Consider the following 13146-nt stretch of genomic DNA (forward strand, 5'->3'; position numbering starts at 1 on the left):
CGAAGGAAAACATTCCTTCGCTTATTATATAGCATCATTTAAATAGTATAGAAGAAAAAAAGGGAGGATTTAAGAATGTACAAATCAAGAAAAGCAGCGTCCTTGCTGCTTGCAGGTGTGATGACGGTTACATTGCTTGCAGGCTGCGGCTCGAACGGCGACAAGGAAAAAGGAAATACGACTGGAGCGGGAGCAGGAGCAGCTGCAAACGTGAATAAGGAAGGTTTTCCAATCGTTAACGAGAAACTTACCTTAACGCTAATGGCGCCGGACATCGGTATTCAGAACTGGAATGACATGCCGGTAATGGATGAAATGGAGAAATTGACGGGCATTAAATTTGAGTATTTGAATGCGCCTAGAGACAGCTTTGATACGAAAAAAAATCTAGTTTTTGCAAGCGGCGATTATCCTAATGTATTGTTTGGCGCAAAGCTAACTCAGGCTGAGGAGCTGAATTATGGTGGACAAGGCATTCTTATTCCACTGGAAGACCTTATTGACGAATATGCACCGAATGTGAAGAAGCTGCTTGAGACTTACCCGGATATTCGCAAATCCATCACAGCACCGGACGGGCATATCTACTCCTTGCCAAGATTTGATTTAAACCAGCCATGGTACCGCAATCCGCTTTGGTATAACGGCGACTTTCTGAAAGCGCTTGATATTAAGAAAATTCCTGAAACAACGGAGGAATTGTACACTTATTTGAAGCGGGTTAAAGAAGAGGATCCGAACGGCAATGGCCAAAAAGACGAAATTCCACTCGCTTCCTCCTCGAAGATGAGAGATTTGCGGACGTGGATTCTAGGAGCTTTTGGCGCATATGAGGAAGAAATTTATGTAGATGACAAGGATGTTGTTCATTATACGCCTATGGAAGAGCCTTACAAGGCGTACCTGGAATACATGAATCGTCTTTGGAGTGAGGAACTGCTCGATCATGAGTCCTTCTCTCAAACGGATGATCAGAAGAAAGCAAAAGCTAAAAACAATCAAGTCGGATTGTTCTCGGAGTGGCATGCATACTTTACACTCGGCGGCGAGCCAGACACCGAAGATGTGCTGTTCAGCCCTGTGAAGAGCGATATGGTAGCAGCTCCTGCAATTGCAAAAAATAGAGGTTATTCAACAGGCGCCTTCGCCATTACGAGCAGCAACAAAGCGCCGGAAGCATCGATGCGTTGGGTCGATTATTTGTACTCCTATGATGGAGCAATGCTGTTTGACAAAGGACCTGAAGGTACGCTCTGGAAATACACTGACAAGGCTACAATGACGAAGGAATGGCTGCCTGTTCCAGGCGGCGGCGATCGGGAGGAATACCGCTCAACACTTACGCCTAACTATGGTATTGCCGCGCCTATGGTAATTAGTGATGACCTTACAAAGGGCTTGAAAACAGAGTTCGATGAGTGGGTAAGCAAGGAAAATAAAGAAAAGCTGTTGGATCGCGGTGCAAGAGTTCCGTTTCCAGCTTTGTTCTTAACTGCAGAAGAGTCGGCTGAGGTTACAAAGCTTCGCTCTGACCTGAGCACGTATGTTATGCAAATGGAAGCTAAGTTTATTACAGGTCAAGATTCGATTAGCGGTTGGGATAAATACGTTGGCACGATTAAGAAAATGGGTGGAGAACGGATGGCGGAGATTTATCAGACGGCATACGACCGCTGGAAAACGAGCTAACATCCAAGTAAATAAGCCAACTCTTGCACCGGAAACGGTGCTTAAGAGTTGGCTTTGATTATGAGCATGATGACAATGATGGGCTTTACTCCACATGGTGGACTTCGGGAGCATTAAGCTTACGGTATTGCCCTGGGGTAAGGCCTGTTTCTTTCTTGAATTTACGAATAAAGTTCGGTGTATCCAAGTATCCGACTTGCTCAATAATGTCTTTAAGTGGAGCATCGGTGCTCAGCAGCAGGCGCATGACCTCATCCATACGGCAGCGCGAAATATATTGTGAAAAGTTGAGGCCTGTTTTTTCTTTGAAGCTGCGGCTCAAATAGGATGTTGAGATCGCGTATTTCAAGGCGATATGCTCCAGGCTGAGCGTGTAATCCGCATATTGCTGATCCACGTACGCTACGATATCGTCCATTAAAGAATGCTGCTCGGTCTCGGTATTTCGTTCCACCTGGTCGCAAATTTGTTCGGCAAGCCTGTTCAGCTTTTGTTCGGTTTCTTCGAGTGTATCGAAGGTTGCCATGGCAGAAATATGCTGAATAACGCTGTGCATGCCCATTTCAGAGGCTGCCCGCAGCAAGGCATTCAGCAGGTCATAGCAAAAGCAGCGCAGTAAGGATACCGATAATGACTCGTTTTTCATATCAAGGATGATGCTGCTAATCATTTGTCTGGCTACGATTGCGTTTCCTTGCTTTAAGCTTTGCTCTAGCTTGAGCAGCGATTTTTTGGAGATCCAGAAGGTCTCTGTATCAGGCGAGCTGAGCTCTGCCAAGTGTTCAAAGTAAGTGACATGGCCATTGCCGCCTGCCAATCGGAATTCCAGCGCGGTAGCCGCTTCGATAAAGGATTGATTAAGCTCTGCCAAATTCTCGTATGGCGTACCAACCCCTAGCGATGGCAGCAGCTGCGAGTTTTCCATAATCATGAGCTTTATGGACTCAACGATTTGTTCAACCTGCTCCTGCAAAGGTACGGACTCTGCTGGTACAAGGCTAACCATGAACGCAAATTGCTCTGCTGGGGAGAACTCGATCCCATAAACTCGCGAATGAAGATCCGGCAGCTCCAATTCATGGAGCATTTCCTGCATCTGCTGGCGTTCCTGACGGGAATTTTCGCCCGTATTGGAAGCATTCCAAGCCAAAATAACAGAGAAATAATACCCTTGCCCCTGCGGAAGCTCAAGTCCTGCATCCAAGACTAGCTGCTCGATTTCTGGGTCGTCAGGCTTGCCATGCTTGAGTAGAAGCAGTAAGCACTGATTGCGAACATAAGGCACCTGTATATCTATTCGAGCATTATAATCATGAATGGTCTGCTTGATCCAATCCCATTCGTTGCTGATTTTTGCTGAATCTAATGCCGTGCTTTTGCTCTTTTGTTTGGCGAACTCCATTAAATCTTTAATGGGATGGTATTGACGCTTGGCCAATAACATAGCTGCGGCAATGCCCGTCAGTACGACGATGCTGAATACAAGCAGAATCAGAGTCTGAATGTGAACGACACGGCTGAAAAATTGATGGCTCGGCATTGCGGCGACGTAAGTCCATCCATTCTCTTGCGATAGCACAGCAACAACAGACTGCTTCTCACCGTTCAGTGTCAGGCTGTGAATGCCTGGCTGCAAAGCAGAGAGGATAGCTAAGTCACCCTGCGGCATGCTTGCTCCATGATTATTGGCCGTCAGCATTTTGCCGTCCTGATCAAAGATATAGCTGCTGCCGGAAAAGTTGTTGAGGATGGAATCCATGACCCCGGTCAGCTTGGACTCTTCCATCAAATAGACAACGGTTCCATAAGGAAAAGGATCATTTGGCATAATCGGAACGAGCAGAGTAAGCATAGATTCCTTACGATAGTTAACGTTGACCTGCTCAGCAGGACGCATAATCGGACCTTTGGCTTCATTTAGGTCATGAAGTAAATCCTCTTTACTCACTTGATTAAACTGATAGGTTTGGCTGAATAAAACATCTACATTGGTAAGGCCACGAGATGAGTAAATAGTAGAATCATCATGGAAATATAGGAATAAATCTTCCAAAATGCTGCTGTTGGCTTTGTAGGTAGAAAGTTGACGAATAGCTTCCCAGCCAAAATAGGGATCACGAACCATATAAGGCGTTAATTGCTCGTCGTAGGCTATTTTGCTGGCGATTTCCTGAAGCTCTCTCATCCGGTCATCAATCGTCATTTTCACTTGATTCAATTGATTCACATTGGACTGTTCTATCTCAGAGCGAAGACCAGTGACTGCGTTTTCATAAACGAATATGGTAACTCCGGTCAAAGGGATTAGGAAGATAAGTATGTACGACAAGGCGTATTTCAGAAGTAAGCTTGATTTCAAATGATTCCAATTTATTTTGGCTCGTGACAACGAAGTTGACTTATTTGTGAGCTTTGACACGACTGTGTTCGCCTCCAGTACGTAATTGTAATCCATGTTCAATCATGATGCTTAGTCTTCCATTATGYAATAAATAGCGGATCATGGAAAGTAAAGATCCATAAACAATAGAGAAATGATAGGAGCGAGAACCATGAAAGCAGTACTATTTTATGACCCTACTTTTCCGTTAGACGGCTGTGCGCCAAATACAGAGGCACTTCAAAAGCTGAATAGTCTGTTTAAAGTAACCGATGCGGAAGGATTGTCAGCAGCTCTTAAAGAAGACGGGGTAAACTGCCTCGTTCATTTGCACGGATCGTATTTTCCGAAAGCATCATGGCCGGAAATACTCGCTTTTGTAAAGCGGGGCGGGGGATTGATTCATGCAGGCGGAGCCCCTTTTAAACTGCCGGTGAGCCGGGATGGCGAGCAGTGGGACGTCCAGCAGGAGATGACAGCGTACCATCAGGAACTATTTATTCATGAGGCACTTGCTGTCGATCATACGCGCTCGACTGAATTGTGCCACAATCAGGAGCTGCCTTTGCTGCAGGGCAAAGAGCATTTGTTCACAATTGAACCTACGTTTGGCCTTATTTTGCATGTGACGCATGAGCGGGATCAGCTGAATCAGGCTACGGGCTCGCAGGGACCGATGAATGCACACATTCGTCCGCTTCTAAAGGGAATGTCTGCAGGCGGCCGGGAGGTATCGGCTCCTGTCGTTCTGATCGAGCATAACAAGGGCGATTTTGCAGGCGGACGCTGGTTGTTTGTGAATCAACAGCTGACTGACCGTTTCTGGTCGGGCGCAGGCGCGGATGCTCTTGCAGAATGGGTGGCATTTTGTTCAAGGGGTGTGACTGAGCTTTGGATTAAACCGAGCTACGCGGTTTATTATGAAGCAGAGAGACCATATCTGACGCTTCAAGCACAGCAGATTAAAGCGGCATACGGCTATGAGCAAAGCAGCAAGCAAGAGAACTGGTCGATGGCTATTTCTATTTATAAGCAAGGAGAGACTAAGGCGGTATGGGAGCATCAGTTGAGCGTGAGCGTTGGAAGCGAAATCGAGTATATGAGTTTTAGTGTACCGCTCGCTATTGAGCCGGGCTTGTATGAGATTGTATGTGAAGCCGAAGCTGAAAGCGGAGAAAAAAGAGTACTGCGGCAGGGCTTCTGGGGGTATGACCGCGATTTGCTGGAGAGAGGTACGCCGCTTGCAGTTGGTCGGGATTATTTTGAGAAAAATGGCGCTCCCTTCCCGATTGTAGGAATGACGTATATGACCTCGGATGTTGGCCGGAAATTCGTGTCTATGCCAAATGCCGCGATCTGGGATCAAGATATGGCGACGATGAAGGAACCCGGCATCAACCTGATTCGTACCGGTTTATGGACGGCGTGGCGGCATCTTATGTTCGAGGATGGACATGCATCGGAAGAGCTGCTCAGAGCTGTAGATGCTTTTATTTTGACAGCGGCTAAACATGAGATTGAAATGACCTTCAGCTTCTTCGCCTTTGCTCCCGAAGCTTGGGAAGGCAAAAATCCGTATCTCGATCCAAGAAGCGTACAAGCACAAAAACGGTTTATTGCAGCGATCGTATCCAGGCATAAACACACGTCCAATGTACAGTGGGATTTGATCAATGAGCCTTCATTATTTGATCATATGCGCATTTTCTCAGGGCCTCGCTCCATGCATGATCCTTTTGAAAAAGCAGCCTATGTGAATTGGCTAAAGCAGCGGCACGCATCGATTGGCAAGCTGCAGGCGCGGTGGAATATGACGAGCACGGAGCTGCCGGACTTTGAAGCGATCACCTTGCCGGAGCAAACGGACATCGCGTTTGATATTCAAGACGTGAAGAAGCTGAAGAAAAACACGCGCTGGCTGGACTATACACGGTTTACGATGGATATGCATAACCGCTGGGTAGGGGAGCTTACGGCAACGATTCATGCCATTTCCCCGCGTCAGCTCGTGACCGTTGGCCAAGACGAGGCGCTTGGCATGGGGCCGCGTCCTTCTCCGCTAATTTATGCGGAAAGCGTAGATTACACAACCGTACACACTTGGTGGCTGAATGACAGGCTGCTATGGGACAGCGTATATGGCAAAGATCCTAGCAAGCCGACCTTGATTCAAGAAACGGGCATTATGTATGTGGAAATGCCGGATAACCGGGCGAAGCGTTCAGAGGAAGAGCTGAGGAACATCTTGGAGCGCAAATATGCATATGCTTTTGCCGCAGGCGGCGCAGGTGCGGTGCAGTGGCTGTGGAATACAAACTATTTCATGGACAATGTTTGCGAGTCGAATATCGGTGCACTGCGGGCTGACGGGACACAGAAGCCGGAAGCGGATGTATCCTATGACTTCGGCAAATTTATTGGGCACATTTCGAGCTTGTTTGAGGAACGCCAGCTAGAGGAGATTGCGGTAGTGTTTCCTTACTCCAATGATTTCTCCAGCCGTCGTTTTGCTTGCGAAGCGACAGGAAACTTGACTCGTGTGCTGGGCTACGAAATGAAGCTTCCGCATCGCGGCATTGGAGAGTTTCACTTGGAAACCTTGCAGCGCGACAAACCAAAGCTCATTATCGTTCCGAGCGCTCACAATTTCAGTGATGCTGCGCTGACGGAGCTGCTTGCGCATGTTGAAGCGCATGGAGGCACGCTGCTCTTCACCGGACCTATTGGGCTGGATGAATATTGGAAGCCCACTTCACGGGCGGAATCGATTGTAGGACCGTATCGTTTGAGCAATATATCACGGGAGGAAACGCTGCAAATTGGCGAGCATACCTTCAAAGCTTCTTTCGGAGGCAAGAAGATTGGCGAGCTGAACAAAGAAATTACTTTGGACAGCAGCGGAAGCTATTCGGATGGCATTTCAACCGTTCGTACCATAGCCCACGGATTAGGCAAAGTCATGTGGTGTCCGCTGCCGCTGGAGCTTAACGAGCGTACGGATACACTTATAGCACTTTACGAGGCTGCGCTGCATGAGGCTGAGGATTTGAAGCCAGGCATCGTATGGGAAGCAGGCGGAGACCACCCGGGGATCTTCGGCAGCAAGCTGCAATTTAAGCAGGGAAGCCTGTATACTTTTATCTCGGAAGCGGGTATGGACTGTCCTATTACTGTGCGTGACGCAAAAACCAACAAGAGTTACAGCTTCGTGCTGGAGAGTGAACGCTCGGTTCTATTTGCGACGGATTTGGAAGGCAATGTGCTGGCGTCCTATCGCGATATTATCGTTTGAGTGATGTAGCAAGATTATTAGCTTAGACAACTGCAATTTTAAACGAGAGGCTGCTTCAAAGGTAGGTAAATCTACTTTTGGAACAGCCTCTGTTTCTTTTTAGGCGGTTGTTTTCAAAAAAACAGCTTCACTAATTTTAACTGTGCTCAGTTAAACAAACATAAGCCTAGTTTCTAGCTCTATTTTTGATTCATGGCAGCGTTTGAAGAAAATAAGSCTATATTTTAGYTCTATTTTCGCTGAAACGGCTCCATATGATGCTGATTTGCTGGTGATGCGGACGTTTAAGACTAATTTATAGCTCTATTTTTGAATAATGGGGGCGTTTGAAGAAAATAAGGCTATATTTTAGCTCTATTTTCGCTGAAACGGCTCCAWATSATGCTGATTTGCTGGTGATGYGRAMGTTTAAGACTAATTTCTAGCACTATTTTTGAATAATGGGGGCGTTTGATGAAAATAAGACTACATTTTAGTTCAATTTTCGTTGAGAGGAGCAGAGGCGGATGAGAGCGTGCCGCATGGCTTCTTACCTTTTTGGAAAGCACCTTCTTTTTGTGCATCGGTTCCTTTCTGTCTAAGAAGTTGCTTATTATGCACGTTTGCTACTTATGGTTTCGGCATAAATCGCTGCTAACGCAAATAAAATGGTAGATGGTGGGTGACAAGCTGAGGCGAGGCGGGGATCTAATGAACAGAAGAGGGATCATTAAAGGTTTGGCTATTGTTTTATTGCTGCTTGTAATCGTCTATATCGGAGTAGCGGCGATTCCGGATAAGCAGCTGGAACAGCTGTGGACTAGTGAGCAAGGAGAGATTATTGAGATAGCGATCGCAATTGGCATGATCGGGTTTGGGGCCCTGCTAATCCTGATTATTGTATTCGATCTGCCAGCTGGCAACAGTCGCATAAGCAATCGCAGCCATGGAGTGGTTGAAGCCGCTAGAGCGGAGACGGAGTCAAGGCCAGAGGTTGCCGTAACGCCTGCATGGGAGCCGCCACCCGTCCCTCTAAAAACACCTTCAATCGAGCAGATCGTTGGAGCCGCAAACGCTGCCGCTGAGTTAATATCGAATAGCCGTAATGCTGTCATCACGATGAAGGTCATCACTGGTCATGCACAGCATATTGGCGAGCGTGAGGAGCAGCAGGATGCTTATGGCTTCTCGTCACTCGAAGATGAAGAAGCTATTGAGCGTCACGGTGTGCTCGCTGTGCTTGCGGATGGCATGGGCGGCTACGCTATGGGGAAGGAGGCGGGGCAGCTTGCCGTGCAAACGATGCTGAATGAATATATAGCAAAATCAGCAGAGGAGTCTATCCCGCGGGCATTGGAGCAGTCGCTGCATCTTGCCAATCAAGCTGTATATGAGATGGCGCTAAGTCATGAGCTGGAATGGAGCGTCGGAACGACGCTCATTGCGACCGTTATCCATCAAGGAGAGCTGTACTGGATATCTGCCGGCGACAGCCGTATTTATTTGTTTCGAGGCGGAGTGCTCACGCCGCTAACGAGGGATCATATTTATGCGAATCGGTTACGGGAGTATGTTTTGGCGGGCAATCTAACACAGGAGGAAGCCGAGTCACACCCGGAGCGCCATTTGTTAACAAGTTATTTAGGTATCCCTCGCATAACAGAAATCGATGCCAATCAAGAGCCGCTGCACCTTTTGACGGGCGATTTAGTTATATTGTGCAGCGATGGGCTCTATGACGATTTATCAGATAAGCTGCTGGATGAGGCGTCGTGCTTATATCCTCCGCTTGCCGCAGCGTTTATTTTGCAGCATGTGCTTGCAGAACAAAGGCCTTACCAGGATAACGCAACGATAGCCATATTAGCTTGTGTGTAGGCTTATGGTTAGAAACGCCCAGATAGTGGGTAGTATAAGGTAGGTGATATGAAGAAGGAGGTCTTTATAATGGATAATGAACATGATGTGCGGCATGCTAAAAGCCTAGCAACGGAAAAGGATATCGATCCTGATTTTGGTTTGTTTACGGAGGATGCGAGTGGCGCAGCTGTGCCTCATGCATCGGAGCTGCTGGAGAAGCAGCATCCCGATGCACACGTGCTTGAATCTCATATTCCTKCTTCGCTGGATAATCGTGCGGGGCTGGACGACGAGGTTGATACGCCAGAGGAAATTTCTGAGGAGCTGGCTTCGGTGCCCGATGCGGACGTTATGGCGAAGGACAGTCCGATCGATCCTGCGTCTCCCGGTGAGGAATTCCACGGCATTGACCTATTGAATGGTGTCGGCAATCACCCTGAGGATGAGACGGAAGAGCTCTAACTACTGATCCGCATAGATTAGCTGGAGAATAAGGCTTCCATAATAGACGTCTATGTTGTATTCCATACAATATTGACGTCTATTTGTCGATTTAATACATGCGATAAGTAGCTTCGCCAAGCGAATAACAAACATAACTGTTGTGCGATGATGATGATGCTTATGTTACAATAGAGGAACAAATGTTCTTTATGGGAGCGGTAGAAGGAAAATATGCTGATAAACGATACGGTCACGATATCGGTGAGAAACTTAGTCGAATACGTATTTCTGAGCGGCAGCATCGACGTAAGGCTAAATGCCATCGATACGATGCATGAGGGCACGAAAGCGCATCAGAGAGTACAGCTAACCTATGGTGAGCAGGATCAGAAGGAGGTCTATGTCAAAGCGGATATCCAATTGGATGATCTGCTGTTTGTCGTGGACGGTCGCTGTGATGGACTGCTCGGAACAGACCCGATATTGACCGTAGATGAAATCAAATCGACTGGCGGTGACTTGGATCGTATAGCGGAGGACGGTTATCCTGTCCACTGGGCGCAGGCGCTATTTTATGCCTACATGTATGCTAAGGAGCATGAACAGTCCGCAATGCGTGTACAGCTTACCTATGTGCAGACGAAAACAGAGGAAGAGCGGCGGTTCATGCGGGAAGTCAGCTTCGTAGAGCTGGAGCAATACGTTTATGAGATTACTGCGCGATATGCTCCCTATGTGCAGCAGCTCCGCAAGCATGAGCAGCTAAGGAACGAGAGCATTAAGGGGCTGGCTTTTCCGTTTGAGACGTACCGAGCAGGGCAGCGCAAGCTTGCCGGAGCGGTCTACAAATCAATTGAGGAAGGCGTTCGTTTGTTTGCGAAGGCGCCGACGGGTATAGGGAAAACCATATCGACGACCTATCCAACGATCAAAGCGATAGGAGCAGGCATGCTGCAGCGTTTTTATTATTTGACAGCAAGGACGACAACAAGAGCGGCAGCCGAGGACGCCCTAATTTTTATGCGCGAGAAAGGGCTGCATCTGCACGCTGTGACGATTACGGCTAAGGATAAAATATGCTTCCAGGAGGAAGTCCGCTGCGAGAAAGAGCATTGCCCTTACGCGGAAGGCTACTATGATCGGATTAATGGAGCCGTGCTTGATATATTGGAGCAGGAAACGATTATGACGAGGCCTGTTATCGAAGCCTATGCCCATAAGCATAAGGTTTGCCCATTCGAATTTTCGCTAGATTTGGCGTATGCATCGGATGCGGTTGTCTGTGATTATAATTATATTTTTGACCCGCGCATTTCATTTAAGCGTCAATATGCGGAGATGAAGAAACGGACAGCGCTGCTTGTGGATGAAGCACATAATCTTGTGGATCGAGCGCGGGAGATGTTCTCTGCGGAGCTGACGAAAGCTCCGTTTCTTGCGCTGCAGCGAGAGCTGAAGGGCGTGCATAACGAGGGGTATCGCACCGCCAAGGCAATCAATGATTATTTCATCGCGCTGCGCAAAAGCAGCGATGGGGCGCCGCATTTGATTCAGCGGCAGCTGCCGGAGGAGCTGGTCACATTAGTGGATGCATTCGCATCGGCTGCGGAACAGGCGATCGCTATAGGTGTTAGCGGAGACAGCACGCTGCTGGATACTTATTTTGCAGCGCAAAATTTTGTGCGGACAGCTAAGTTATTTGATGAGCGTTATGTCGTCTATATCGAGCTTTCGAAGAGCGATGTTCGGCTTAAGCTGTTTTGCCTTGATCCCTCTCAATTGCTGCAGCAGGTGGGCAAGGGTTATCGCTCGCATATCTATTTCTCTGCAACGCTCTCTCCCGTCTCGTATTATATGGACATGCTGGGAGCGGGTGAAAATGACTATACGCTCGCAGTGCCGTCTCCTTTTGCGAAGGAACAGCTTGATGTAGTCATTAATCCGCTTTCTACAAGGTACCATGACCGCGATCAATCTAAGCTGCCGATAGCGAAGCTGATTATGGAGCTGATGAGTGAGCGGCCGGGTAACTATTTTGTATTTTTTCCATCCTACGCTTACATGAATGCTGTTTATGAGACGTATATGGAGCTGAAGGAATGGTCTGTTCCAACAGGAGCGGCCTCGGATGCAGAGGTACTGCTGCAAACGCCCGATATGGCAGAGGAAGAGCGGGATCGTTTTTTAGGTACATTTCAGGCTGGGAGCGGGAAGTCCTTGATCGGTTTTGCGGTGATGGGCGGCGTGTTCTCGGAAGGCGTTGACCTCGTCGGAGACAGATTGGTCGGCGTTATCGTTGTTGGGGTAGGTTTGCCGCAGCTTGGTGTAGAACGCAATATGCTGAAGGATTATTTTAACGAGCAGGGCAAGAATGGGTACGATTATGCTTACGTATTTCCGGGAATGAACAAGGTGCTGCAAGCTGGAGGAAGGCTCATCCGCTCGGAAACCGATCGCGGCACACTCGTGCTCATCGACGATCGGTATTTGCAGTCCCAGTATCAACGGCTTTTGCCTGAGGAGTGGAAGGGATAATCAATTAACAGAATCGGATTCTGTTTTTGGTTTGCGGCTGAGAAATGACGGCAATTGCACGGAACCAAACCTTTTTTCGACATATGCTGCAGCCGATAAGGTGATCAATAACCCGAGCAGCGATCCGCATACGGACAAGGGAACGACCCAGAATAACGTGGGATGTGTAAAAAAAGGAATGAGTGCGACGGCCAAAATCGGAGGCGCATTCCATTTGAAGGTTCGGATGCAAAAAATAACGATGATAAGCGTGAGAAGCAGCGAAAGAGCGCTCGCGTTTCAGTGGGCAAATAAAGAGCCGATAAGCGAGGAAAGCACGGCGCCAACGGCGATTTTGCGAAGCTCTGCTTTCTCGAATGGACGCGAGATGAAGAGCAGGCTGAAGGCACCCAAGGTAGGGAAAAACAAGGTGTGCATACTCGGAATATGTAACGAAATCCAGTAAATCGTGATGATATATAAGCAGATTGCATAAGTTCTAATACGCATGCTGTAAAATCACCTTCTTTCAAAAATAAGTGGCTGCTGCGAGCCATTTTACATTTTACCTTCCCCGTTCTTGTACCGTCAATCGCTGATATATTCTATTTGCCATCTTGCTCGGCATAATTTGTTTTTTTACCAATCGGTATTGACAGTAATTTCTATGGATGGTAAAGTGACTAATATATTTTAGCGAGAGGAGGGTTACGTTACATGAACACTTACGATTACAATCAATTTGCAGCGAAGAATAACCATCATTTGAACATGAATAACGTAATCCATCCGCGCGTTGTTTCACTTTGATTAAAGGGTAAACCCCATCATCAGAGGCGCATGATTACGTCATCGTAATTATGCGCCTTTTCTATGACCTCGCGAGACTTGACTATGTTCTAAGTCGCGTTTTTTTGAGGGGAAGAAGCGTGTCGTTACGACGACACGCTTTTTTTGTGTTCTCGGGAGTAAATCGAAGGTAAACGAA

The 13146-nt window shown here is 47.6% G+C and carries 7 protein-coding genes; 6 read left to right on the top strand and 1 reads right to left on the bottom strand.

What is annotated here, in order from left to right; all coding sequences use genetic code 11:
- Positions 1–75: 75 nt before the first annotated feature.
- Complete coding sequence (locus AB4Z50_RS00445; protein WP_441874641.1) at positions 76–1689, top strand: extracellular solute-binding protein; 1614 nt, start codon at positions 76–78, stop codon at positions 1687–1689.
- An 85-nt stretch (positions 1690–1774) separates the two neighbouring features.
- On the opposite strand, the gene AB4Z50_RS00450 is transcribed toward AB4Z50_RS00445, so the two are convergent.
- Entirely contained in the window at positions 1775–4108 is a 2334-nt protein-coding gene (locus AB4Z50_RS00450; RefSeq protein WP_441874642.1) for a helix-turn-helix domain-containing protein, read from the bottom strand.
- Between the two features lie 133 nt (positions 4109–4241).
- Between AB4Z50_RS00450 and AB4Z50_RS00455 the strand changes: the two genes are divergently transcribed.
- From AB4Z50_RS00455 to AB4Z50_RS00475, 5 genes are all read left to right on the top strand, one after another.
- On the top strand, positions 4242–7361 hold the full coding sequence (locus tag AB4Z50_RS00455) for a beta-galactosidase (protein WP_441874643.1): 3120 nt from the start codon (positions 4242–4244) through the stop codon (positions 7359–7361).
- A gap of 690 nt (positions 7362–8051) precedes the next feature.
- A complete protein-coding gene (locus tag AB4Z50_RS00460; protein WP_441874644.1) occupies positions 8052–9218 on the top strand; it encodes a PP2C family protein-serine/threonine phosphatase in 1167 nt (388 codons plus the stop codon).
- A gap of 69 nt (positions 9219–9287) precedes the next feature.
- Positions 9288–9662 carry a hypothetical protein gene (locus tag AB4Z50_RS00465; RefSeq protein ID WP_441874645.1) on the top strand — a complete coding sequence of 125 codons (375 nt, stop codon included), beginning with the start codon at positions 9288–9290 and terminating at the stop codon, positions 9660–9662.
- Positions 9663–9881: 219 nt separating this feature from the next.
- On the top strand, positions 9882–12179 hold the full coding sequence (locus AB4Z50_RS00470; RefSeq protein ID WP_441874840.1) for a helicase C-terminal domain-containing protein: 2298 nt from the start codon (positions 9882–9884) through the stop codon (positions 12177–12179).
- A 100-nt stretch (positions 12180–12279) separates the two neighbouring features.
- Positions 12280–12624, top strand: a complete 345-nt coding sequence (locus AB4Z50_RS00475) for a hypothetical protein (protein WP_441874646.1) — start codon at positions 12280–12282, stop codon at positions 12622–12624.
- The last annotated feature ends 522 nt before the right edge of the window (positions 12625–13146 follow it).

The organism is Paenibacillus sp. 2TAB26 (assembly GCF_052115145.1).
In the GTDB taxonomy this organism is placed as follows: Bacteria; Bacillota; Bacilli; order Paenibacillales; family Paenibacillaceae; genus Pristimantibacillus.